The 24,951-nt window shown below is 30.7% G+C and carries 21 protein-coding genes; 10 read left to right on the top strand and 11 right to left on the bottom strand.

Translation table 11 applies throughout. The features are described 5' to 3' along the window. The first annotated feature begins 105 nt into the window (after window positions 1-105). The 5 genes from yaaA to HGB55_RS05200 all read left to right on the top strand — a co-directional run bounded on the left by yaaA (window position 106) and on the right by HGB55_RS05200 (window position 4,777). Window positions 106-864, top strand: coding sequence for a peroxide stress protein YaaA (yaaA, locus tag HGB55_RS05220; protein ID WP_168815323.1), 759 nt, complete (start codon window positions 106-108; stop codon window positions 862-864). Window positions 865-1,183: 319 nt separating this feature from the next. Continuing rightward, window positions 1,184-2,581, top strand: a complete 1,398-nt coding sequence (locus HGB55_RS05215; RefSeq protein WP_168815322.1) for an arginine decarboxylase — start codon at window positions 1,184-1,186, stop codon at window positions 2,579-2,581. After that, entirely contained in the window at window positions 2,574-3,509 is a 936-nt protein-coding gene (speB, locus tag HGB55_RS05210; RefSeq protein WP_168815321.1) for an agmatinase, read from the top strand. Before HGB55_RS05215 ends, speB begins: the two co-directional genes overlap by 8 nt. Continuing rightward, complete coding sequence (locus HGB55_RS05205; protein WP_168815320.1) at window positions 3,502-4,476, top strand: deoxyhypusine synthase family protein; 975 nt, start codon at window positions 3,502-3,504, stop codon at window positions 4,474-4,476. Before speB ends, HGB55_RS05205 begins: the two co-directional genes overlap by 8 nt. A 7-nt stretch (window positions 4,477-4,483) precedes the next feature. After that, on the top strand, window positions 4,484-4,777 hold the full coding sequence (locus HGB55_RS05200) for a hypothetical protein (protein WP_168815319.1): 294 nt from the start codon (window positions 4,484-4,486) through the stop codon (window positions 4,775-4,777). A gap of 65 nt (window positions 4,778-4,842) precedes the next feature. On the opposite strand, the gene HGB55_RS05195 is transcribed toward HGB55_RS05200, so the two are convergent. Beyond that, window positions 4,843-5,178 carry a DUF2853 family protein gene (locus tag HGB55_RS05195; protein WP_168815318.1) on the bottom strand — a complete coding sequence of 112 codons (336 nt, stop codon included), beginning with the start codon at window positions 5,176-5,178 and terminating at the stop codon, window positions 4,843-4,845. 80 nt (window positions 5,179-5,258) lie between these two features. Next, entirely contained in the window at window positions 5,259-6,683 is a 1,425-nt protein-coding gene (locus HGB55_RS05190) for an L-serine ammonia-lyase (RefSeq protein ID WP_168815317.1), read from the bottom strand. A gap of 213 nt (window positions 6,684-6,896) precedes the next feature. On the opposite strand from HGB55_RS05190, the gene dnaK reads away from it, so the two are divergent. From dnaK to HGB55_RS05175, 3 genes are all read left to right on the top strand, one after another. Beyond that, a complete protein-coding gene (gene dnaK / locus HGB55_RS05185) occupies window positions 6,897-8,807 on the top strand; it encodes a molecular chaperone DnaK (RefSeq protein ID WP_168815316.1) in 1,911 nt (636 codons plus the stop codon). A gap of 112 nt (window positions 8,808-8,919) precedes the next feature. Beyond that, entirely contained in the window at window positions 8,920-9,423 is a 504-nt protein-coding gene (locus HGB55_RS05180; RefSeq protein WP_168815314.1) for a GNAT family N-acetyltransferase, read from the top strand. Between the two features lie 3 nt (window positions 9,424-9,426). Then, window positions 9,427-10,731: an NAD(P)/FAD-dependent oxidoreductase gene (locus HGB55_RS05175; protein WP_168815313.1), complete on the top strand. Its 1,305-nt coding sequence runs from the start codon at window positions 9,427-9,429 to the stop codon at window positions 10,729-10,731. On the opposite strand, the gene HGB55_RS05170 is transcribed toward HGB55_RS05175, so the two are convergent. The 9 genes from HGB55_RS05170 to uvrA all read right to left on the bottom strand — a co-directional run bounded on the left by HGB55_RS05170 (window position 10,728) and on the right by uvrA (window position 23,564). After that, a complete protein-coding gene (locus tag HGB55_RS05170; protein WP_168815311.1) occupies window positions 10,728-11,630 on the bottom strand; it encodes a TIGR01777 family oxidoreductase in 903 nt (300 codons plus the stop codon). The two genes, HGB55_RS05175 and HGB55_RS05170, sit on opposite strands and share 4 nt — an antisense overlap. A gap of 73 nt (window positions 11,631-11,703) precedes the next feature. Further along, window positions 11,704-12,273, bottom strand: a complete 570-nt coding sequence (locus HGB55_RS05165) for a 2-oxoacid:acceptor oxidoreductase family protein (protein ID WP_168815309.1) — start codon at window positions 12,271-12,273, stop codon at window positions 11,704-11,706. A 6-nt stretch (window positions 12,274-12,279) separates the two neighbouring features. Continuing rightward, on the bottom strand, window positions 12,280-13,053 hold the full coding sequence (locus tag HGB55_RS05160; RefSeq protein ID WP_168815307.1) for a thiamine pyrophosphate-dependent enzyme: 774 nt from the start codon (window positions 13,051-13,053) through the stop codon (window positions 12,280-12,282). Continuing rightward, complete coding sequence (locus HGB55_RS05155) at window positions 13,007-14,131, bottom strand: 3-methyl-2-oxobutanoate dehydrogenase subunit VorB (RefSeq protein ID WP_211047349.1); 1,125 nt, start codon at window positions 14,129-14,131, stop codon at window positions 13,007-13,009. Before HGB55_RS05155 ends, HGB55_RS05160 begins: the two co-directional genes overlap by 47 nt. A 19-nt stretch (window positions 14,132-14,150) precedes the next feature. Beyond that, complete coding sequence (locus HGB55_RS05150) at window positions 14,151-14,381, bottom strand: ferredoxin family protein (protein WP_168815305.1); 231 nt, start codon at window positions 14,379-14,381, stop codon at window positions 14,151-14,153. Between the two features lie 203 nt (window positions 14,382-14,584). Then, window positions 14,585-17,035, bottom strand: a complete 2,451-nt coding sequence (locus HGB55_RS05145; protein WP_168815303.1) for a thiamine pyrophosphate-dependent enzyme — start codon at window positions 17,033-17,035, stop codon at window positions 14,585-14,587. A 103-nt stretch (window positions 17,036-17,138) separates the two neighbouring features. Next, window positions 17,139-19,955: a M1 family metallopeptidase gene (locus tag HGB55_RS05140; RefSeq protein WP_168815301.1), complete on the bottom strand. Its 2,817-nt coding sequence runs from the start codon at window positions 19,953-19,955 to the stop codon at window positions 17,139-17,141. A 12-nt stretch (window positions 19,956-19,967) separates the two neighbouring features. After that, complete coding sequence (locus HGB55_RS05135; RefSeq protein WP_168815299.1) at window positions 19,968-20,678, bottom strand: TIGR00730 family Rossman fold protein; 711 nt, start codon at window positions 20,676-20,678, stop codon at window positions 19,968-19,970. 60 nt (window positions 20,679-20,738) lie between these two features. Next, entirely contained in the window at window positions 20,739-23,564 is a 2,826-nt protein-coding gene (gene uvrA, locus HGB55_RS05130; RefSeq protein WP_168815297.1) for an excinuclease ABC subunit UvrA, read from the bottom strand. Window positions 23,565-23,668: 104 nt separating this feature from the next. On the opposite strand from uvrA, the gene HGB55_RS05125 reads away from it, so the two are divergent. Continuing rightward, the gene (locus tag HGB55_RS05125; protein ID WP_168815295.1) at window positions 23,669-23,896 is read left to right on the top strand and encodes a PspC domain-containing protein; all 228 of its coding nucleotides are present in this window, start codon (window positions 23,669-23,671) and stop codon (window positions 23,894-23,896) included. Beyond that, a complete protein-coding gene (locus tag HGB55_RS05120; RefSeq protein ID WP_168815293.1) occupies window positions 23,897-24,898 on the top strand; it encodes a TrkA family potassium uptake protein in 1,002 nt (333 codons plus the stop codon). Window positions 24,899-24,951 lie beyond the last annotated feature (53 nt).

Here is a 24,951-nt window from a genome sequence, read left to right as displayed (position 1 = left end):
TATAGTATTAAAATATAGAGTTTTTTTAAGTGAAAGATTGTAATTTTACATACATAAAATAAGAATAGAATTAACGTTATTTGTTAATCAAATAAAATATAAAAGATGAAAATAGTTATATCTCCGGCAAAATCTTTAGACTTTGAATCAAGTGCTCCAACGAAGCAATTTACGGAAGGAATTTTTTTAAACGAAGCCCAAAAATTAAATACAGTGCTAAAGAAAAAATCTCCAAAAAAAATATCGGAACTTATGAGTATTTCAGATAAATTAGGAGAGTTGAATTGGCAACGAAATCAGGAGTGGAGTTTGCCTTTCACTTTAGAAAATGCAAAACAGGCTGTTTATGCATTTAAAGGAGATGTTTATATAGGTTTAGATGCAAATACATTACCTTCTGATAAAATTGAACAACTTCAAAATAAATTAAGAATACTTTCCGGTCAATATGGTATTTTAAAACCTCTGGATTTAATGCAGCCCTATCGTTTAGAAATGGGAACCAAACTTAACATTGGTAAAAAAGAAAACCTTTATGAATTTTGGGGAGATAAAATTACGAAAGCTTTAAATGAAGAATTAACAGGTGATGAAGTTTTTGTGAATTTAGCCAGTAACGAGTATTTTAAAGCGGTAAATACTAAATTATTAAAAGTACCTGTAATAACTCCAATTTTTAAAGATTACAAAAACGGAAAACTAAAAATTATCAGTTTTTTTGCTAAAAAAGCAAGAGGTTTAATGGTTCGTTATATAATTGATAATAATATTGAGAATATTGAAGATTTAAAAGGTTTTAATTACGACGGCTACGCTTTTGATAGCAACATTTCAACAGATAAAGAATTAGTTTTTACACGATAAATTTTAATTTTTTTTAAATTGTATTGATTTTTTATATATGTTTGTCTCGTTATTTTTTATTAACGATGAAAAATATATGTTTTTTCGATTATAACTTATTTGTTAAGAGGTTTATAAGTTATAAAGTGCTTCGGAAGTACACCGAAAAATTTAAAGAAAAAATAACTTCTTTTAACACCTTCATTTTAAATGCTTATAACAGCCTAAAAGTTATAAGTAATCAAAATATTTATTTAGTATTAAGAGTTTGATCTAACTTAAATTTAGACCCATATAAAATAGAACACTTAATTTTAAAATTTATTCATATTAATACTAAATGAACACAAAATATATTGATTTAATAAATCAAACTTTTGATTTTCCACAAGAAGAATTTGAAGTTGATTCAAAGAAAAATTTACATTTCCATGATATAGATACAATGGAGCTGGTAGAAAAATTTGGAACACCTTTAAAATTCACATACTTACCTAAGATTAGTGAAAACATACAAAATGCTAAAGAAATGTTTACTAAAGCATTGCGTAAAAATAAGTATAAAGGAAAATACCACTATTGTTATTGTACTAAAAGTTCACACTTTAAACATGTATTGGACGAAGCTTTAAAAAATGATATACATATTGAAACATCATCAGCTTTTGATATAGATATAGTTGAAAGTCTTAAAAAAGAAGGTAAAATTACCGATAAAACCTATGTTTTATGTAATGGATTTAAAAGAGATGAATACATTGAAAATATTCAAAGGTTAATAAATGAAGGACATAAAAATTGCATACCTATAATTGATAATTATGAAGAAATTGATTTATTAACTAAAGGATTACGAAAAAAAATAAATATTGGTATCCGAATTGCTTCTGAAGAAGAACCTAAATTTGAATTTTATACATCTCGATTAGGAATAGGTTATAAAAATATTGTCGATTTTTATAGAAGAGAAGTAAAAGACAACAAAAAAGTAAGTTTAAAAATGTTGCATTTCTTTATCAATACCGGAATTAAAGACAATGCATATTATTGGAACGAATTAAATAAATGTTTAAAAGTTTATATAAATTTAAAACGTATTTGTCCAACTTTAGACAGTTTGAATATTGGTGGAGGTTTTCCAATAAAAAATTCATTGGCTTTTAATTATGATTATCAATATATGATTGAAGAAATCATATATCAAATTAAAAGTGCATGTGATGAAGCCGAAGTACAAACACCAAATATTTTTACAGAATTTGGAAGTTATACTGTTGGGGAAAGCGGAGGTAGTTTATATAAAGTTTTATATCAAAAGAAACAAAATGACAGAGAGAATTGGAATATGATTAATTCGTCATTTATTACTACATTACCTGATAGTTGGGCAATAAATAAACGATTTATATTGTTACCTTTAAATAGATGGAATGACACATACGAACGTGTATTATTGGGAGGTTTAACTTGTGATAGTGATGATTATTATAATTCTGAACAGCATATTAATGCCATTTATTTACCAACATATAAAGAAGATAAACCATTGTATCTTGGATTTTTTAATACAGGAGCATACCAAGAAACAATTGGTGGTTATGGCGGATTGCAGCACTGTTTAATTCCGCAACCAAAGCATATTATTATTTCAAAAAATAATGAAGGAAAATTAGAATATAAATTATTTAAAGAAAAACAAATAGCAAGCGATTTTTTAAAAATATTAGGTTATGAATAAAAGAACTTACGCAGGAATACCTGATCAATACACAAAACTGGAGACTTCAAAAGTGGTTTTAATACCAGTTCCTTATGACGGAACAAGTACTTGGCAAAAAGGAGCAGATAAAGGTCCGGATGCTTTTTTAGAAGCATCTGAAAATATGGAAATGTACGACATAGAAACTGATTCAGAAGTTTATAAAAACGGAATTTATTTGGCTGATGCTATTACTGAGAATTCATCACCTGAAAAAATGGTAGAAGCAGTTCACAGCATTGCAAAAACATATATAAAAAAAAATAAATTTGTAACGCTTTTTGGAGGTGAACATTCAATGTCAATTGGTTCAATTAGAGCATTTAATGAATGTTTTAATAACTTAACAGTTGTACATATTGATGCACATGCCGATTTACGTAAAGAATACAACGGTTCAAAATTTAATCATGCATGTACTGTATATGAAGCAAGTCAAACTACAAATCTAATTCAAGTTGGTATTAGAAGTATGGATAGTATTGAAAAAACCATTATGGACTACGATAAAGTATTCTTTGCTCATGACTTAGCAACAGATGATTATTGGATGGATAATGCAATAGATTTAATGACAAGCAATGTGTTTATAACCATAGATTTAGATGCTTTTGATCCGTCAATAGTACCGTCAACCGGCACACCTGAGCCTGGAGGTTTATTCTGGTACGAAACGTTGGATTTTTTAAAGAGAATATTTAAAGAAAAAAATGTGGTTGGTTTTGATATTGCAGAACTTTGCCCTAATAAAAATGATAAATCATCTGATTTGCTTGCAGCAAAATTATACTATAAAATGTTAAGCTATAAATTTGATAATAGTGAAGATGACGATTATGAAAATGAAGACGGTTACATAGAGCCTAATAATAAAACATCAAAATTTCAAGACGAAGATTATGACTAAAAAAGGAGCAATCTCCCAATTTATTGAAAAGTATTATTTGCACTTTAATTCTGCAACAGTAGTTGATGCAGCTAAAGAATATGAGAATCAGTTGGCTTCTGGTTCAAAAATGTTGGTATCACTTGCTGGTGCAATGAGTACAGCAGAATTGGGAAAAATATTTGCCGAGATAATCAGACAAGATAAAGTGCAAATAATTTCATGTACAGGTGCTAATTTAGAAGAAGATATAATGAATTTGGTAGCTCATTCTCATTATAAAAGAGTACCAAATTACAGAGATTTAACACCTAAAGAAGAGTGGGAGCTACTTGAAAAGGGATTAAATAGAGTTACAGATACTTGTATACCTGAAGAGGAAGCGTTTCGTCGTTTGCAAAAGCATATTTACAAAATATGGAAAGATGCAGAAGATAATGGTGAAAGGTTATTTCCTCATGAGTTTATGTACAGAATGTTACTATCGGGTGTTTTAGAACAATACTATGAGATTGATCCTAAAAATAGTTGGATGATAGCCGCCGCCGAAGCTAATTTACCAATGGTAGTTCCGGGTTGGGAAGATAGTACTATGGGAAATATTTTTGCTTCTTATGTATTAAAAGGTGAGTTAAAAGCAAGTACAATGAAATCGGGTATTGAATATATGACCTTTTTAGCTGATTGGTATACCGAAAATTCAGAGAACGGAATTGGGTTTTTCCAAATTGGAGGTGGTATAGCCGGTGACTTTCCAATATGTGTAGTACCAATGTTATATCAGGATATGGAAAGAACTGATACACCATTTTGGAGTTATTTTTGCCAAATTTCAGATTCAACAACCAGTTATGGCTCCTATTCAGGTGCTGTTCCAAATGAAAAAATAACTTGGGGTAAACTAGATATTGATACACCAAAATACATTATTGAATCTGATGCAACAATTGTTGCTCCTCTAATTTTTGCTTATTTATTAAACATGTAATTATATTATGAAAAGAGTTATTGTAGACTATAGTAAACTAACTAGCGAAATATTAAATTTATTAGTAGAAAAATACCCAAATGGTTACGGTTATAGAGATATAATTACATTTAAAAATGCAAAAGACGAAACAGTTAGAGCTGTTGAAGTTAGAACAGATGATACTGTGTACCTAGTTAAAATAAGCTTAAAATTGGAAGAGACTATGGAAGATTATGATGCTGATGAAGATAATTTTGACGAGGTGTATGATAATGATGCTGATTTAGAAGAAATACCAGACGAAGATATTGAAGATTAAATTAAATGTAGAATCAAAATAAAACCCGCTTTAAGCGGGTTTTATTTTTTAGTAAGAATGATAAATTAATATTTAGACTCTTGTCCCAATTCTTTAACTAATAAATAGTAAAAAATTGCTCGATATTTATTTCTGTTTGATTTTCCAATTTTTTCAATAACTGAACTAATAGCAGCATCTAATTTAGGTCCATCAGCTAAACCTAATTTTTTTATTAGAAAATTCTTTTTAACTGTTTCAAGCTCTTTTTCATCTGAACCAGATACGGTTTCAGCGTCAGCTTTGTAAATTGAAGGACCTAAACCTTTTGTTACAGCTGTTAGCAATTCAGCATTATAACTTAATCCTAACTTTTCCATTTCACTTTTGTAAAGTGCTATTTTTTCATCAAATTTACTCATAGGTAACGAATTTTTTTATTATTAGTATAATTCTTTTGTATCAAATATAAAGAAATATTTTTTGTTAAAATAAATTTATTTTAACAATCTGAGATATTTACACTAACAGCTAAACCGCCTTCGGAGGTTTCTTTATATTTAGAGTTCATATCCTTTGCAGTTTCCCACATGGTTGATATTACTTTATCTAAAGGAACTTTAGCATTTTTAATATCAGATTCTAAAGCTAATTCGGCAGCATTAATAGCTTTTATGGCACCCATAGCATTTCTTTCAATACAAGGTATTTGCACTAAACCCGCAATAGGATCACAAGTTAAACCTAAATGATGTTCCATAGCAATTTCGCTAGCCATTAAAACTTGTTCAGGTGTACCTCCAAGTAATTCCGTTAAAGCACCTGCTGCCATTGCAGATGAAACTCCAATTTCAGCTTGGCAACCACCCATTGCAGCAGAAATAGTAGCGCCTTTTTTAAAAATACTGCCAATTTCACCGGCAACCAATAAAAATTGTTTGATATGCTTAAAAGTTGCTTCATGGTTTTCAATAACCATATAATACATTAAAACAGCAGGTATAACACCTGCGCTTCCATTTGTTGGAGCAGTTACAACTCTGCCTAATGAAGCATTAACTTCGTTTACACCTAAAGCAAAACAACTTACCCATTTTAGTATTTGACGAAATTTAACTTCGGTCTTTCTAATGGTGTTTAACCATTCATTTGGTGAGTTATAAGGTAGATCTCCTTTTAATTTTTGATGAATATCAAAAGCTCTTCTTCTAACATTTAAACCTCCGGGTAAAGTTCCTTCAGTATGGCAGCCAATATACATGCACTCTAACATGGTGTCCCAAATTCGTTGAAGCTGAAAATCAATCTCATTTTCCGTTCTTAACGATTTTTCATTCTCAAGTACTATGTCCGATATTTTTAAATTAGTTTGTGTACAATAGGTTTCAAGTTCTTTTGCCTTTTGGATAGGGTATGGAAATGTTTTATGAATTTCTATATTCTCTTTTGCATGAATAAGTTCTTCTCTAACAACAAAACCTCCACCAATAGAGTAGTAAGTATCTGAAGAAATTTCAGCAGTATCGTTAAATCCGGTAAATTTTATACCATTTGCATGGAATGGTAAAAATTCTTTATTAAAAATGATGTTATTTTCCGGGTTAAAATTTATGAAATGATTATTTCCAAATTTAATTTTATGGCTTTTTTGAATTGAGTTGACTAAAGTTGAGATTTCATTTGTTGGGATATCTTCCGGATCAGTGCCTGCTAAACCTAAAATTACGGCTAAATCTGTAGCATGTCCTTTTCCGGTTAACGAGAGTGAACCGTACAAATCCACCTTTACAGCGGTAATTCTATCAAAAATATTTTCTTTTTTAAGATGATTTATCCATCTTTCGGCAGCACGCCAAGGTCCCAAAGTATGTGAACTTGAAGGTCCAATGCCAATTTTCAACATATCAAAAACCGAAATACACTCCATTAAATTTTTATATAAAAATTAGTGTATAAATATATGCTTTTGAGAAAAGAGAAACTTCATTTTTAAAATAAATTATTCATATTTTAAATGACAAATTAATAGATATGTGCTGTTATTTATGACATCTTGACATATTTTTTCTAATGGCACAATCATTGACTATTTGAACATGAGAGTTTAAAAAAATTAAGAACAAAAATAAAATATATAATTATGAGTAAAATTATAGGAATAGATTTAGGAACAACCAACTCTTGTGTTTCTGTGATGGAAGGAAATGAGCCAGTTGTAATTCCTAATGCTGAAGGAAAAAGAACTACTCCTTCTATTGTAGCATTTATTGAAGGAGGCGAGCGTAAAGTTGGTGATCCTGCAAAACGGCAAGCAGTTACTAACCCTTTAAAAACAGTTTATTCAATTAAGCGTTTTATGGGTAATAAGTATTCTGAATCTAAAATGGAGGCAGAAAGAGTACCTTATAAAGTAGTTAAAGGTGATAACGATACACCACGTGTTGATATTGACGGAAGATTATATACTCCTCAAGAAATCTCAGCAATGGTACTTCAAAAAATGAAAAAAACTGCTGAAGATTATTTAGGAACAGAAGTAACTGAAGCTGTTGTAACAGTACCTGCATATTTTAACGATTCTCAACGTCAGGCAACTAAAGAAGCCGGAGAAATTGCCGGGTTAAAAGTAAGTCGTATTATCAACGAGCCTACTGCTGCAGCGTTAGCATATGGTTTAGATAAAAAAGGACACGATCAAAAAATAGTTGTTTTTGACTTTGGTGGTGGTACTCACGATGTTTCAATCTTAGAATTAGGTGATGGTGTATTTGAAGTATTGTCTACTGATGGTGATACACATTTAGGTGGTGATGATGTTGATCAAAAAATTATTGATTGGTTGGCTGAAGAATTTAATGCTGAAGAAGGTATCGACTTACGTAAAGATGCTATGGCATTACAACGTTTAAAAGAAGCCGCTGAAAAAGCAAAAATTGAATTATCATCTTCTGCAAGTACTGAAATTAACCTACCTTATATCACAGCAACTGCAAGTGGTCCAAAACACTTGGTTCGTAACTTATCAAAATCAAAATTTGAGCAATTGATTGATGATTTGATTAAAAGAACTATTGAACCTTGTAAAACTGCTCTAGATGCAGCAGGTTTAACAACTTCTGACATTGATGAAATTATTTTAGTAGGAGGTTCAACTCGTATTCCTGCTGTAGTAGAAGCTGTTGAAAAATTCTTTGGTAAAGCACCATCAAAAGGTGTAAATCCGGATGAAGTTGTTGCAATAGGTGCAGCTATTCAAGGAGGTGTATTAACTGGTCATGTAAAAGATGTATTGTTGTTAGATGTTACACCACTTTCATTAGGTATTGAAACTATGGGGAATGTAATGACTAAGTTAATTGAAGCTAATACTACAATTCCAACTAAAAAGTCACAAGTATTCTCTACAGCAGCCGATAATCAACCTTCTGTAGAAATACACGTATTACAAGGTGAACGTGCAATGGCAGCTGATAATAAAACAATTGGACGTTTCCATTTAGACGGAATACCACCGGCACCAAGAGGTGTACCTCAAATTGAAGTAACTTTTGATATTGATGCAAACGGTATAATTCATGTAACAGCAAGTGATAAAGCAACAGGAAAATCTCAAGACATCAGAATTGAAGCTTCTTCCGGTTTAACCGAAGATGAAATCAAGAAAATGAAAGCTGATGCTGAAGCAAATGCCGATGCAGATAAAAAAGCTAAAGAAACTGCTGAAAAAATTAACGCAGCAGATTCAATGATTTTCCAAACAGAAAAGCAATTGAAAGAATTTGGAGATAAATTATCAGCTGATAAAAAAGCTCCAATAGAATCTGCACTTGAAGAACTTAAAAAGGCTCATGAATCAAAAGATCTTGCACAAATTGATGCTGCAATGGAAAAGATAAATGAAGCATGGAAAGTTGCAAGTGAAGAAATGTACAAAGCACAACAAGAAGCACAAGCACAAGGAGCTCCAACAGGTGAAGCAGAAACTGCACAACCAAAAAGCGAAGGAGATAATGTAGAAGATGTTGACTTTGAAGAAGTAAAAGAAGACTAACTTTTAGTTGAAATAATAAAAAAAGCCTCCAAAATGGAGGTTTTTTTTATGTAAAACATTTTTGTAATAGTGTATTTTCAAATTTGTAAATTAGCCGTTTATCAAATAGCAAATGAAAATTAGAGGTGCAACTTTAGAAGATATTTCAAGTATTTTAAACATAATTAATGATGCTATTTTACATACAACTGCAGTTTATGATTATGAAATAAAAACAAAGGAAGAGCAAGTAGAATGGTTTCAGCAGAAAATGGATAAAAATATGCCGGTAATTATTGCTGAATACGAAAGTGAAGTGATAGGTTATGGTACATTTGATTATTTTAGACCAAGAATTGGTTATAAATATACAGTTGAACATTCAGTATATGTTGCTAAAGGTTTTCAAGGAAAAGGAGTAGGGAAATTAGTATTGGAAGAGCTGATAAAAATTGCAACCAAAAAAGGATTTCATACAATGATTGCCGGTATTGATGCCAAAAATAAAGGAAGCATAGAATTTCATAAAAAACTTGGTTTTAAAGAAGTTGGCAGGTTAAAGGAAGTTGGTTATAAATTTAATACATGGTTAGACGTTGTTTTTATGCAACGCATATTACTGGAAAAAGAAAATTAATATATGAATATACCTACTACAAGTTTCCCCAGAGTTGTTATAATTGGAGGAGGTTTTGCCGGAATTACTTTGGTAAAAGGATTACGAAATTTAGAACTACAAGTAGTTTTAATTGATAAACATAACTATCATACATTTCAACCTTTATTATATCAAGTTGCAACTGGTGGTTTAGAACCTGATTCTATTGCTTTTCCTATTAGAAAAGTGATTGCAGATTTACCTAACTTTTATTTTAGATTAGCAGAAGTTACCAATATTGATAGTAAAAATGATACTATTGAAACTACCATTGGTAATTTAAAGTACGATTATTTAGTTATTGCAACAGGTTCAACAACTAATTATTTTGGTAATACAAATATTGAGAAATTTAGTATGGCGATGAAATCGGTGCCACAATCGCTAAATCTCAGAAGTTTAATTATTGAAAATTTTGAAGATGCGTTACTTACCTCTAATTATGAAGAACGAAATGCACTTATGAATTTTGTGATTGTTGGTGGAGGTCCAACAGGAGTAGAGTTGGCAGGAGCTTTAGCTGAAATGAAAAATGAAATTTTACCAAAAGATTATCCTGACTTAGATATTCGAAAAATGCAAATTAACTTAGTGCAGGGAGGTAATTGTTTATTGAAAGGTATGAGTGAAATTGCCTCAAAAAAAGCAGAAGATTTTTTAATAAAAGCAGGTGTAAGTGTATGGAAAAATGTTAAGGTTACCAACTACGATGGTAAAATAGTAAGTACCGCAACAGATTTGAAATTTGAATCAGCAACTGTTATTTGGGCTGCAGGAGTAAAGGGAGCAAAAATAAATGGATTAGAAAATGAATGTGTTATTGAGCGTGTAGAACGCTTTAAAGTTGATGAATTTAATAAAGTAAAAGGGTATAAAAATATTTTTGCTATTGGAGATATTGCTTGTATGAATACTGAACAATATCCAAAAGGACATCCAATGATGGCACAACCGGCAATACAGCAAGGAAAACAATTAGCTAAAAATATAATTGCCATTATTGAAAATGAACCTTTAAAATCTTTTGAATATACCGATAAAGGCTCTATGGCAACTATTGGGAGAAATAAAGCAGTAGTTGACTTAAAAAAAGTCCGTTTCCAAGGATTTTTTGCTTGGTTTGTATGGATGTTTGTTCACTTATTTTCACTTATCGGATTTAGAAATAAAGCCATCGTTTTTCTAAATTGGGTATATAATTACATTCGTTTTGATAGGGAAACACGCTTAATTATAAGGCCTTTTAAAAGAAAAAATAAAGATTCTTTTTCAAGTCAGGATCTTTAATTTAATAAATTATTTAAAGCATCATTCAAGGTTTTAAATTCAAATTTAAAACCTGTATCAGTTATTTTTTCTGAAGAAGCTCTGCTTCCTTCTAATAAAATACTTGCCATTTCACCAAATAGTAATTTTAACACAAATGAAGGTGTGTTTGGAAGCCAAATTCTTTTATTAAGTTTTTTAGCAATAGTTTTTGTAAGATTTTTGTTAGTTATATGCTCAGGAGCAACAGCATTGTAAATCCCTTTCATTTCTATTTTTTCAATAGCATTTACATACATTTCGCATAAATCATTAATGTGAATCCATGGCATATATTGGTTTCCACTGCCAATTGGACTTCCAAATCCCATTTTAACAGGTTTACTTATTTTAGCTAATGCACCTCCTTTTTCAGATAAAACAACACCGGTTCTAAAAATTACGGTTTTGATGTTCAATGAGTTGAATTGTTGTGATGAATTTTCCCATAAAACACATACCTTGCTTAAAAAATCTGCTCCGGCTTTATCATTTTCATTAAAAATTTTATCAGAAGTAATTGTTCCATAGTAACCAATTCCCGATGCGGCAATAAACCCTTTAAGATTAGGATTGAATTTTTGAACGTTTTTAAATAACAGGTTTGCTGTTTTAACGCGACTGTTTATAAGTAAGTCTTTTTGCTTTTTAGTCCATCTTTTTTCAGAAATATTTGTTCCTGCCAAGTGAATAATATAATCAGCATTTTTTATAGCGTCCGGCTCAATGTACTCACTATCAATATTCCAATAAAAACTATTTTTGTTTGTATTATTTTTATTTCTGCTGAGGATAAAAACTTTGTAACCTTTATTTTGAAGTAATTTGCAAAGATTTTTGCCTATTAAACCTGTACCTCCTGTTACTAAAACTGTTGCCATATAAAAATTCGGTTATTGAATAGTAAAAAATACTAAAAAATAACCGAACTTTTAAAATTAAGAACGATTTAAATCAATTATGAAAAATTTCTTTTTCCACTTCAAAAGGAATTGGGTTATTCATTCCTTTTGTAATAGCTTCTTTGTTTAAAGGTATTAAATGATGATAACGTTCCGGTAACGATTTTTTCAATCCTTCAATAACATTTTCTAATTTAACAATAGGTTTTATTTTTAAGAAAGCTCCTAAAACTATCATATTGAATATTTTTTTATTGCCCATTTCTGCAGCTAATCTATTTCCTTCAATTTGATAAATATTAATGTCGGTTCTTTTAGGGTGACTGCTAATACCATTTGGATCGTAAATTAATAAACCGCCGGGCTTAACCGATGCTTCAAACTTATCCATTGATTGTTGATTCAAAATAATAGCGGTATCGTACACTTTTAAATAAGGAGAACTAATTCTGTCATCACTTAAAATTACGGTAACATTTGCAGTTCCTCCACGCATTTCCGGACCATAAGAGGGCATCCAGCTAACTTCTTGATTTTGCATTATGCCAGAATATGCTAAAATTTTCCCCATTGAAAGAACACCCTGTCCGCCAAAGCCTGCTATAATAATTTCTTCTGTCATAATTTATTATTTTAGTTTTCCGTTCACTTTAATATCACCTAAAGGAAAATAAGGAAACATATTTTCTTCCATCCAAATATTTGCATCATTAGGTGTCATTTTCCAACCGGAATTACAGTTTGATACAATTTCAATAAAAGACAATCCTTTTTTATTTTTTACATTTTCAAAAGCAGTTTTAATTGCTTTTTTTGCTTTTCTCACATGTTTATGTGTATGTACAGCTTGTCTTGTTGCGTAATAAACTCCCGGAAGATTTGCGATAAGTTCAGTCATTTTAATAGGAGATCCCATAGTTTTGATTTCTCTTCCGTAAGGTGAAGTTGATGAACGCATACCTTCTAAAGTAGTTGGAGCCATTTGACCGCCTGTCATACCATAAATACCGTTATTTATAAATATAATTACAATGTTTTCGCCTCTGTTACAAGCGTGAATAGTTTCTGCGGTACCAATAGCGGCTAAATCTCCGTCGCCTTGGTAGGTAAAAACATATTTTTCAGGCCAAGTTCTTGCAATAGCTGTAGCAACAGCAGGAGCTCTTCCGTGTGCAGCTTGTGTCATGTCGATATTCATAAAATCATAAGCCAATACCGAACAACCAACCGGAGCAACACCAATAGTATCTTCTGCTATACCTAATTCATCAATAACTTCCATAGTTAAGTTATGAGCTGTTCCATGGCCGCAACCGGGGCAATACGACAAGGTTGCATCCGTCATTAATGGAGTTTTACAATATACTTGATTCTCGGGTTTTATGATATCTAACACTTCCATTTTTTATAATTTTTTGTTCTAAAGCTTCTAAAATTTCTTCAGGTGTATGAATAATACCACCAGTTCTACCAAAATGTTCTACAGGTACTTTGTGTTCAACAGCTAATTTTACATCTTCTACCATTTGACCTGCATTCAGTTCAACACTTAAAATTCCTTTAACCTGATCTGCTAATTCGAATAAAGGTTTTTTAGGATAAGGGAATAAAGTTATAGGGCGTAAAAGACCAACTTTTATGCCTTTTTCTCGAGCTAATTCAACAGCTTTTTGAGAAATACGGGCGCTTGAACCATAGGCTACAATTAAATAATCGGCATCATCGCAAAGTATTTTTTCATACCGAAGATCTTCTTTTTCCATTTGTTCATATTTTTTCATTAATCTATGAACACGTGCTTCCATTTTTTCAGATTGAAGGTCTAAAGATGTTATAATATTACGCTCTCTTCCTTTTTTTCCTGTTACAGCCCAACTGCCATATTTTTCAATTATCTCTTCGTTTGTTAATCTTTTTTTCTGATCTTTTAAAACCACTTTTTCCATCATTTGACCAATTAATCCATCTGATAGAATTAATACCGGATTTCGGTATTTAAAAGCCATTTCAAATGCATCTTCAACAAAATCTGCCATTTCTTGTACCGATGCCGGAGCAAGAACATATAATTTATAATCTCCATGTCCGCCACCTTTTACCGATTGAAAATAATCTGCTTGTGATGGTTGTATGGTACCTAAACCAGGTCCACCTCTAACAACATTTACAATTACGGCAGGTAATTCTGCTCCTGCTAAATACGATATTCCTTCCAGTTTAAGTGAAATTCCGGGACTAGATGATGAGGTCATTACCCTTTTAGCTGTACTGGCAGCTCCATAAACCATATTAATGGCTGCAATTTCGCTTTCAGCTTGTAAAACAACCATTCCGGTTCTTTGTTCCGGGCGTTCACTCATTAAATATTCTATAACTTCTGATTGTGGTGTGATAGGATAACCGAAATAAGCATCTGCGCCGGCTCTAATAGCTGCTTCAGCCAATGCTTCGTTACCTTTCATTAATTTTAATTCTGACATTACAAATATTTTAATTTAGTTATACTGAAACTTTAACTCTGTACACAGATATTGCTCTGTCTGGACAAACAATTGCGCAATTGGTGCAACCGGTACAAGCTTCAGGATTTTTCATATAGGCATAGTGGTATCCTTTTCGATTTACTTCTTTGGTCATGCCAATAACATCTTCAGGACATACAGGTATGCATACTTCGCAACCCTTACATGCTTGAGTATCTACTACGATAGCTCCTTTAACTTTTGCCATTTTGATAATTTTATAGGTTTTTAATAACTTATAATTCTGTTATTCTCAAAGTTAAACCTATTTTTTTATAAAAAGCATGATAATTGTCAATTAATGATAATTGTCATTTTATTTTAGATATTTTAGTGTAATAGGAGAGTTGCACATAAAAAGACGCCAATACAGGAGTTTATTTATGTTTTTTGATGAAGTTATTTTAATTTTTAATAGAGTTTTTTATATTTCGAAGGGTTTACTTCGTGCATAATACTATAAATTGTTTCAAAAATATCCTCTGCATTTGGTTTTGAGAAATAATCTCCATCAGTTCCATAAGCAGGGCGATGGGCTTTAGCTGTAAGTGTAACAGGTTTACTGTCTAAATACATATATGCATTTTGCTTTTCGAGAATTTCGTTTAATAGATAAGCTGAAGCTCCTCCGGGCACATCTTCATCAATTATAATCAAGCGATTTGTTTTTTCAATACTTTTTACAACATCTTTAGTAATGTCAAACGGTAGTAAAGATTGTGCATCAATAATTTCAATATCAATATCTACTTCATTTAAATGATTCACAACATCTTGAACAATTTTTAAAGTAGAACCGTATGATAAAACGGTAATATCACTACCTTCTTTAATAGTTTCTACAATGCCAATTGGTGTTTTAAATTCTCCTAAGTTGTTAGGTAGTTTTTCTTTTAATCTATATCCGTTCAGATTTTCTACAATCAACGCCGGTTCATCACATTCTAATAGGGTATTATAAAAACCGGCAGCTTTTGTCATATTTCTTGGAACTAAAATATTAATACCTCTTAGTAAATGAATAATTGCTCCCATAGGTGAACCGGAATGCCAAATACCTTCTAAACGGTGACCACGTGTTCTAACAATTAAAGGAGCTTTTTGTTTGCCTGCGGTTCTATAATGAAGTGTTGCTAAATCATCACTTAAAATTTGAAGTCCATACAATAAATAATCTAAATACTGAATTTCGGCAATAGGGCGTAATCCTCTTAATGCCAATCCTATACCTTGTCCTATAATGGTTGCTTCTCTAATTCCGGTATCGGAAACTCTAAGTTTTCCATATTTATCTTGAAGGCCAACTAAGCCTTGATTAACATCACCAATATTACCAGAATCTTCTCCAAAAATTAACAGTTTGTTGTTTTTTGAAAATAGAATGTCAAAATTATCTCTAATAATAATTCGTCCATCAACCAATTCAGCATTTTCATTATAAGTTGGTAAAATTTCTTTTATATGACTAACTTTTTTGTCGGTTTGGCTGTTTAGATAAGAACTGTACTTAGATTGTTCAGAATTTAAATAGCCGGTAATCCAGTTTTGAAGTTGAACTTTTTCTTTTGAACTTTCATTTCTAGTATACACAATAGCTCTTCTTGCAATAGCAAGAATATCTTTTCTGGAAGGATCTATAATAGAAGCTAAATCATTTTTCAGTTTGATGATAAAAGCTTTGTTATGGCTTTTTAATGCTATATTTTCAAGTAAAAGAGTTAGTTTGTTTTTTTGATCCTTAATTGGATTTAAAAATGCGTTCCAAGCGTCTCTTTTTGCCTGATGTACTTCCTTTTTGGCTTCTTTTTCAATTTTAATTAACTCTTCTTCCGAATCAACAAACCGTAATGAGTTATTATTTTCACCAGTCAATTCAAACTCAATAATCCAATCGCGCATTTTAGCAATACAGTCGTGTTGTTTTTCCCAAGTCAATCGTTCTTTAGATTTGTAACGTTCGTGGGAACCGGAAGTTGAATGACCTTGAGGTTGCGTTAAATCTTTAACATGAATTAAAACCGGAACATGCTCTTCACGAGCAATTTTAGCTGCTTTATTGTAAACATCAATTAATTGCGGATAATCCCAACCTTTAACAACAAAAATTTCGTACCCATTTCCATTTTCATCACGTTGAAATCCTTTTAATATTTCAGAAATATTTTCTTTTGTTGTTTGAAATTTTGCCGGAACGGATATGCCATAATCATCATCCCAAACACTAATTACCAAAGGAACTTGTAATACGCCTGCAGCATTAAATGTTTCAAAAAATATACCTTCTGATGTGCTGGCATTTCCAATAGTTCCCCATGAAATTTCATTTCCGTTATTAGAAAATTTTTGATTTTTAAATTCGGGAACTTCTCTAAATAATTTTGAAGCTTGTGCTAAACCAAGCATACGAGGCATTTGCCCGGCTGTTGGAGAAATATCGCTGCTCGAATTGTATTGTTCGGTAAGGTTTTTGAATTTTCCGTTCTCGTCCAAACTGTGAGTGGCAAAATGTCCGCCCATTTGTCTGCCTGCCGACATAGGATCTGCATTGATATCAGGATTAGCGTATAAACCTGCAAAAAATTGTTGAGGAGTAAGCTCTCCAATTGCCATCATAAAAGTTTGATCTCGGTAATAACCCGATCTAAAATCTCCCTTTTTAAAAGCCTTTGCCATGGCAAGTTGAGGTACTTCTTTACCATCACCAAAAATTCCAAATTTTGCTTTACCAGTTAATACTTCTCTACGACCCAATAAACTACATTCTCTACTTATTACAGCAACTTTAAAGTCGTGTAAAACTTCTTTTTTAAATTGAGCGAATGAAAGTTGATCTTGATTTGCAGATGAAGATTTTACATGCATATTTTCGAAATTTTTAGCTATGCAAAGGTATAAATTTATACGGTATATAAAAAGGTAGATGAAATTCTACTATTTTATTTAAAATATTCAATCAAAATAATGATTAATAAAAGCCTCTTTTTACAAAATTGTAGATCTTTTTTGGCTTGATAACTAACACAAATCTGATTCTAGAAGCATAACTTGGTTCAGAAATTTCCCAACCATTATTTGAATAAAGCGGAAAATAAACTTCTAAAATATCTTGTATAAAATTTAGTCGTATACCATTGTCATGTGCAAAATAAACTTTTTCATTTCTGTTTTTTACAAATCCAACATCGTTATAAATTTCTAACCAACGCCATAATCCAATATTGGTGTTTATTGTAGACATCCATTGGTTTGCGTAGGCTACAGGTAATTTTGATTTAAAACCACCTTCATTTATAATAACTTGTTGGCTAAAAAAACCGGTGGTTTCTGATCTACCTATATAATCATATTGAAATAAATAATCTGTAGGTCTGTCTAAAGAAAAACTAAAGTAATTACTTTTTGTATTGTTATTTATAAATGCGCCAGCAAAAAACCTAAAATCAAATTGTCTGTTGTTTTTGTCGGTAAGTATTCTGTAACGGCCTGTAAGTGAAACTTTACTAAACTTATCAGCAATTTGTAATCCTGTTGAAAAATGGATATCTTCAATAATATCGGGTTTTGTGTAGCCAAAATTTAAATTAAAGACTTTATATTTATTTGATTCAGGATGTTCTTTTTGTGTAGGAGATTTTTCTTTGTTAACCATTGTGTACGAAGCCGAAATTGCTTTGCTTTCTATATCTCTTAAACTTTTTCTTTTGAATTCAATTAAAGCAAAAGGGGTAATCATACTGTAAGTTAAATCTTCATCATAGTGATAATTACTTCCTGCTATACCGGCAGAAATTAAATTCACTTTTTTATTTTCGGGTAAATATTCGTAAGCAAAAGAATATGAGCCGGACAAACTTCTACTTTTTGTACTGTATGAAGGAGAAATTTTATAATTATAATTCTTTTTTATAATAGGTTGGTTGGATAATGAAACTCCCAAAACAACACCATCATAATAATTATATCTAAATACAGGAGTATAAAACAGCTGGTTGTAATAAGGGTTTTCAATATCTTTAAAAAATTTAAATTGTAATGGTCTGTTAAATAAAAATTTATCTACATTTTTCCAATTGTTTCTTAAATTGTATTCGGGTAAATCTAACTCATAATTTAATGATAATCTGTCAACTCCTTTTTTTGGAACCGTTATTGTTTTTGAAGAGTCAATATTTGTCAGCCATTTTTTAAAAATAATTTCTTCTTTTTTATTAATTCCGTAGAGTTGAATAGGAGTAGTCATATTCCTTTTATTGAGGATGGTAACATCAACAGAATCTTTCTTTTTTACTACTTTTTTAATAGTATAATCAACTCTTTTATTGGTTTTTACAAAGTCTTTTCTAAACCATGTTAAATCTTTTGATGTTTCCAAATAATCGAAAAAGTAATTGCTGTATATTTTTTTTCCTGAACTGTTTTTTGAAAAATTTACGATAGCCTTTTTTAAAACATCTTTTTCTAAATAATTTTCTAAAAATCGTAATCCGATACCTGCCTTGTATTTATTTACAATTTTTCGGTTAAAGTTAGATAATGAATCCAAAGGTGTGGTTAAAGCTTGATCTAAGTTTTTTCTAGCGGCAAATTGATAAACATAAGGATATTTACCATTAAAATCAATTTTAGCTAAATTAAAACTTCTTACACCCCAAATTTTAGAAAGTTCTCCTATTGCCTTTTTTTCAGGATAATATGTTTCAACATATTTAATCATTAAGTAGGTTTGTAAACCGCTGGTTAACCAAGAATCTTCTCGTTGGTTGTATAAGAATAAATTATCGATATATTTTTTTGTAAGAATTTTAAACATTTTAATGTCCCACTCAAAAGCATCATTAAAAGGGGCTAAAAATGAAGGTAATTGGTTAAAACCATAAACCGGATTTTTGTCGTATTCAATTTTATTGATTAATAATTTTTCTGAAGGAAATTCACCTAAATAGGATTCTATAAACAGCAATTCCCTGTTAAGTATATCAGTTTTTACATCAATTTCAAGTTTATCCGAATCTAAATTTGTGATAATTTTGAACGGAATTGGATTGAACTCTATAAAATCGTTTTGTTTACAAATATGTAATTCAATATCAAATTTATTTTTTCCTGTGAGTGTATATTTATTAAAGTTTTTGAAAGGAAGAACTTGTGTATCTAAATCACTTGCCAATATAAAATCATTTGGAATACTTATATCGATAGTATAATTTGTGAAATCTACATACAAATCATCCATGTCCAAATTATTCATTAAATGCCATTTGGTATCTATTACAGCCGGGATTAAATACCAATAACGTAAATTATAAGTGGTATTATTTACTCCATACTTGGTAAATTTATCTTTAGGGATTTTGACCGAATAAGTAGCTATTATTTTAACCGAATCTTTTGGATTTAGAGGTTGATTGAGGCTAACTTTTAAAATATCAGGATTTTTATCGGTTATTTCCCATGTTGAAATTTCGTAGTTGGCAGAAATACTAGAAATATATGTGCTACCTCTTTCTTCTTCTTTGGCAAAATGAAATGTTTTGGAGTAATTTTCAACAAAACGTTTAGCTAGTGGTGTGTATTTATCTTTGAAAGAGTTTGGCCAATTGTGAAAATAGACTTCATTAAGTGTTTTATTTGAATTATTAAAAAAATCAATTTCTTGTTGAATTTTAAGTTCATTATTTTCAGTATTTAAAATTGCGGATATTTTAATATTGTTGGTTTGACTGTAGTTTACAGCCGAAACAAATAATAAGCATACCAATAATAAAAATACATACTTTTTCAAACAGTTATTTTTTTAGAAGTTAGGGCTTAAACTATATTTTTTGTAGAAAATATCAATTACTTCCAAAACTTCATCTTCTGTATCAACTAATGATATTAAATCTAAATCTTTTTCACTTATACTACCTTCTTTAAGCAAGGTATTTGTAATCCAATCAAATAATCCGGACCAATAATTTCTTCCTACCAAAACTATTGGGAATTTTCCAATCTTTTTAGTTTGGATTAATGTTATGGCTTCAAATAATTCATCTAAGGTTCCAAAACCTCCGGGCATTACTACAAAACCTTGAGAATATTTTACAAACATTACTTTTCTAACAAAAAAGTAATCGAAATCTAAACTTTTATCAGGATCAATATACGGATTATCATGTTGCTCAAATGGTAATTCAATATTTAAACCAACAGAAGTTCCTTTTCCTCTATTCGCTCCTTTATTACCTGCTTCCATAATACCGGGACCGCCTCCGGTAACAACACCATATCCATGTTTGGTTAGTTTGTAGGCAATATTTTCTGCTAGTTTATAATATTCATCGTTTGGCTTTGTTCGAGCTGAACCAAAAATACTTACACAAGGTCCAATTTTACTTAAACGTTCAAAACCTTCAACAAACTCTGCCATAATTTTAAATATAGCCCAAGAGTCGTTTGTTTTAATTTCATTCCAAGTTTTTTGTTTAAATTTTTCTCGTATTTTTCTGTCTTCGTTGGGTGTCATTTATATTTGATAATTTTTTTATTAATTTAGTAAAGATCAGTTTTTTGAAAAACTGGTCGGCTAATTTAGTTCTTTTTTCAAGAATTGTGCAGTATAGCTTTTTTTATGCTTACTTACTTCTTCCGGAGAGCCAAAACAAATTAATTCACCGCCTTTTTTACCGCCTTCCATCCCAATATCTATAACATAATCAGCTAATTTTATTACATCTAAATTATGTTCAATAATTACAACGGTATTGCCTTTATTTGTTAGTTTATTTATTACCTGCATTAATACTCTAATATCTTCAAAATGCAACCCTGTTGTTGGTTCATCCAGAATATAAAAAGTATTTCCTGTATCACGTTTAGATAATTCAGATGCCAGCTTAATTCGTTGAGCTTCACCTCCAGAAAGAGTTGTAGATTGCTGCCCCAATGTAATATAACTTAGACCAACATTATTTATTGTTTTTAGTTTGCGATATATTTTTGGGATATGTTCAAAAAACTGGGTAGCTTCTTCAATGGTCATATTTAAAACATCAGAAATTGACTTTCCTTTATATCTAATTTCTAATGTTTCTCTATTAAATCTTTTACCTTGGCAGGTTTCACATTCAACTTGTACATCGGGTAAAAAATTCATTTCAATAACACGAACTCCACCGCCTTGACATGTTTTGCACCTTCCGCCTTTTACGTTGAATGAAAAACGGCCGGGTTTATAACCTCTAATTGACGCTTCGTTAGTTTTTGAATACAAGCTTCTTATCTCACCAAAAACACCGGTATAAGTGGCTGGATTTGAACGAGGAGTTCTTCCGATAGGTGATTGATCAATAGCAATAACTTTGTCAATATGTTCTAATCCTTCAATGGATTTATAAGGCATTGGTTTTTTTACACCGTTATAAATATGTTTATTTAAAATAGGATAGAGTGTTTCGTTTATTAAAGTTGATTTTCCACTACCAGATACTCCTGTAACACAAATCAGTTTGCCTAAGGGAAATTCAACGGTAAGGTTTTTTAAATTATTACCTGTAGCCCCTTTTAAAACAATTTTTTTGCCGTTTCCTTGCCTTCTCTTTTTAGGGATTTCAATCTTTTTGGTTCCGTTTAAATAATCGGCTGTTAAAGTGCTATGTGTTTTTAACTCTTCGTAGGTTCCTTCACTTACAATTTCACCTCCATGTATACCGGCTCCCGGACCAATATCGAGTACAAAATCGGCATGTTCAATCATATCCTTATCGTGTTCAACAACAATAACCGAGTTGCCAACATCTCTTAAATTTATTAAAGAATTTATCAGTTTTTGATTGTCCCTTTGATGCAAACCAATACTCGGTTCGTCTAAAATATATAGAACACCAACTAATTGCGAGCCAATTTGTGTGGCTAATCTAATACGTTGCGCTTCGCCACCTGATAATGACTTAGATGTGCGATCGAGAGTTAAATAATTTAAGCCAACATCTGATAAAAACTGTATTCTTGTTCTAATTTCTTTTAGTATTTCTGAAGCTATTTTTAGCTGTTTTTCTGATAATTTGTCTTCAAGTTTTGAAAACCAATTTTCAAGTTCTGATATATCAAACTGAGCTAATTCTGATATATTTTTATTGTTTATTTTGAAATATAAAGCTTCTTTTTTTAGTCTTTTTCCGTGACAGGTTTCACAATCAATCTCATCCATAAAATCTTTAGCCCAACGTTTTATAGAAGTAGAGTCGTTTGATTTATATTGATTTTCAATGAAATTCACAATTCCTTCAAAATCAATCTCATAATTGCGGGTTATGCCCATAGCTTTTGAAACAACTTCAAATTTTTCATTACCACCATTTAAAATAATATCTAAAGCTTCAGTAGGAATTTTAGAAATAGGGTCGTTTAATTGAAATTTATATCTTTCTGCAATTAATTGCAATTGTTTAAAAATCCAACTATTTTTTTGTTCTCCAATGGGTGTAATACCTCCATTTTTGATAGAAACGGAGGTGTCAGGAATTATTTTATTAATATTTACCTTGTTAATTTTACCCAAACCGTTACATGTTTCGCAAGCTCCTTTAGGTGAGTTGAATGAAAAGCTATTGGGCTCGGGACTTGGGTAAGATATGCCTGTTGTTGGACACATTAAATCTCTACTAAAATATCTGGGCGAGTTTGAATTATGCTCTAAAATCATTAGAATATTATCGCCTGAATATAATGTAGTTGTTATGGTTTCTTCTAACCTTTTTTCTGAAGATTGATTAATTAATAGTCGGTCTATAACTATCTCAATATCATGAGTTTTATAACGGTCAAGTCGCATTCCTTTTTCTATTTCTCTAATCTTGCCATCAACACGAACTCTCAAAAAACCTTGTTTTGAAATTTGTTCGAACAACTCTCTGTAATGCCCTTTTCTCGATTTAATTACAGGAGCTAAAACAACTATTTTTTTACCATCAAATTCTTTTAAAATAAGCTCTTTAATTTGCTCATCGCTATAATTCACCATTTTTTCGTTCGTATTATATGAGTAAGCATCGGCAGCACGCGCATATAATAATCGTAAAAAATCATAAATTTCAGTAATTGTTCCTACAGTAGACCTTGGACTTTTATTGGTAGTTTTTTGTTCAATAGAAATAACCGGTGATAATCCTTCAATTTTATCCACATCAGGTCTTTCTAATCCGCCTAAAAATTGTCTGGCATACGCTGAGAAAGTTTCAATATATCTTCGTTGGCCTTCAGCATAAATAGTGTCAAAAGCCAAAGAGGATTTACCGCTTCCGCTTAGACCTGTAATTACAACTAATTTTTCTCTTGGAATACGAACATCTATATTTTTTAAATTATGAACTCGTGCTCCAAGAACTTCAATATACTCTTCTTGTTTTGCCATTGGTTTTTAGGAAAGTTGCAAAGTTAAAAAAATGTAGCTATAAATTTAATATAGAATAATATCTTATTTTGAAAATTAGTATATTGCGTTAAAAATAATACTCTATGAAGTTGATAGATTCTTTACGTCATTTTTTTGAAAAACATGGTTTTGCTGTTTCTTCCAGATTTGCAGATAGATTAGGAATGAGTGCTTCTGATGTTCGATTATTTTTTATTTATATATCTTTTGTAACGTTAGGTTTTTCGTTTGGAATATATTTAACTCTTGCTTTTTTATTGCGTTTAAAAGATATGGTATATACTAAAAGAAAATCTGTTTTTGATCTATAAATGAATTTATACTTAAGACCGAGATTATACAGAGCAGTTGTATTATTACTAATTGTAATTGCAATTGGAGTTATTGGCTATATGTATCTTTCAGGAGATACATTTATCAATGCTTTATATATGACAATTATTACCATGACAACTGTTGGTTTTGGTGAAGTGCATCCATTAAGTGAAGTAGAAAAATTATTTACTATTTTTCTAATTATTATAAGCATTAGTACTTATGGTTTTACTGTAAGTATTTTAACCGAATATATAGCAAGCGGTGATTTTTTTGAAAAATTAAAAATTAAAAAAGTGCAACAAAGAATTGATCAATTAGAAAATCATACCATAGTATGTGGCTATGGTAGAAATGGGAAACAAGCAGTAGCAAAACTCAAACAATTCAATCAGCCTTGTGTGGTAATTGAAAAAAGAAAAGATGAAATAGCCGATTTAGAAAGGGATAACATATTGTATATAGAAGGTGATGCTACCAACGATGATGATTTAACTAAATTATCGTTAGATAAGGCTAAAAGTTTAATTACCGCTTTACCATCTGATGCTGATAATTTATTTGTAGTATTAACTGCAAGGCAGTACAATAAAGATTTTACTATTATAAGTAGAGCTTCAAATGAAACATCATACGGAAAATTAAAGTTTGCAGGAGCAACTAATGTTATAATGCCTGATAAATTAGGGGGAGCTCATATGGCATCATTGGTTGTAACTCCGGATTTGGTTGAGTTTTCAGAAAGATTGACCATTTCAGATAAAAAATCAACAAATTTAAAAGAAATTTCTATTGATGATTTACCTTCAGAATATTTGAATAAAACTATATTGGATTTAGATTTACGTAAAAAAACAGGTTGTACCGTTATAGGATTTAAAACTATTGATAATGAGTATATTATAAATCCTGAATCAACTACAAAACTCACTCCCGGATCGCATTTGATTATTTTGGGAAGAGCAAACCAAATAGAAAAATTACATAAAATTTTATAACATAATAAATTATTTGTTTAGATAACTAAATAATAAGTTTTATGTTAAATACT

Origin of the sequence: Lutibacter sp. B1 (assembly GCF_012524075.1) — a bacterium.
Lineage (GTDB): Bacteria > Bacteroidota > Bacteroidia > Flavobacteriales > Flavobacteriaceae > Lutibacter.
Note: the sequence above shows the minus strand (reverse complement) of the source record. Positions and strands in the feature narration are given on the sequence as shown.

Coding starts and splice junctions, on each gene's coding strand:
- uvrA (WP_168815297.1), bottom strand. CDS start 23,564: ATGGCAAAACAAGAAGAGTATATTGAAGTTCTTGGAGCACGAGTTCAT.
- HGB55_RS05215 (WP_168815322.1), top strand. CDS start 1,184: ATGAACACAAAATATATTGATTTAATAAATCAAACTTTTGATTTTCCA.
- HGB55_RS05205 (WP_168815320.1), top strand. CDS start 3,502: ATGACTAAAAAAGGAGCAATCTCCCAATTTATTGAAAAGTATTATTTG.
- HGB55_RS05120 (WP_168815293.1), top strand. CDS start 23,897: ATGAATTTATACTTAAGACCGAGATTATACAGAGCAGTTGTATTATTA.
- HGB55_RS05165 (WP_168815309.1), bottom strand. CDS start 12,273: ATGACAGAAGAAATTATTATAGCAGGCTTTGGCGGACAGGGTGTTCTT.
- HGB55_RS05135 (WP_168815299.1), bottom strand. CDS start 20,678: ATGACACCCAACGAAGACAGAAAAATACGAGAAAAATTTAAACAAAAA.
- yaaA (WP_168815323.1), top strand. CDS start 106: ATGAAAATAGTTATATCTCCGGCAAAATCTTTAGACTTTGAATCAAGT.
- HGB55_RS05195 (WP_168815318.1), bottom strand. CDS start 5,178: ATGAGTAAATTTGATGAAAAAATAGCACTTTACAAAAGTGAAATGGAA.
- HGB55_RS05180 (WP_168815314.1), top strand. CDS start 8,920: ATGAAAATTAGAGGTGCAACTTTAGAAGATATTTCAAGTATTTTAAAC.
- HGB55_RS05125 (WP_168815295.1), top strand. CDS start 23,669: ATGAAGTTGATAGATTCTTTACGTCATTTTTTTGAAAAACATGGTTTT.
- HGB55_RS05160 (WP_168815307.1), bottom strand. CDS start 13,053: ATGGAAGTGTTAGATATCATAAAACCCGAGAATCAAGTATATTGTAAA.
- speB (WP_168815321.1), top strand. CDS start 2,574: ATGAATAAAAGAACTTACGCAGGAATACCTGATCAATACACAAAACTG.
- HGB55_RS05155 (WP_211047349.1), bottom strand. CDS start 14,131: ATGTCAGAATTAAAATTAATGAAAGGTAACGAAGCATTGGCTGAAGCA.
- dnaK (WP_168815316.1), top strand. CDS start 6,897: ATGAGTAAAATTATAGGAATAGATTTAGGAACAACCAACTCTTGTGTT.
- HGB55_RS05150 (WP_168815305.1), bottom strand. CDS start 14,381: ATGGCAAAAGTTAAAGGAGCTATCGTAGTAGATACTCAAGCATGTAAG.
- HGB55_RS05200 (WP_168815319.1), top strand. CDS start 4,484: ATGAAAAGAGTTATTGTAGACTATAGTAAACTAACTAGCGAAATATTA.
- HGB55_RS05190 (WP_168815317.1), bottom strand. CDS start 6,683: ATGGAGTGTATTTCGGTTTTTGATATGTTGAAAATTGGCATTGGACCT.
- HGB55_RS05175 (WP_168815313.1), top strand. CDS start 9,427: ATGAATATACCTACTACAAGTTTCCCCAGAGTTGTTATAATTGGAGGA.
- HGB55_RS05145 (WP_168815303.1), bottom strand. CDS start 17,035: ATGCATGTAAAATCTTCATCTGCAAATCAAGATCAACTTTCATTCGCT.
- HGB55_RS05170 (WP_168815311.1), bottom strand. CDS start 11,630: ATGGCAACAGTTTTAGTAACAGGAGGTACAGGTTTAATAGGCAAAAAT.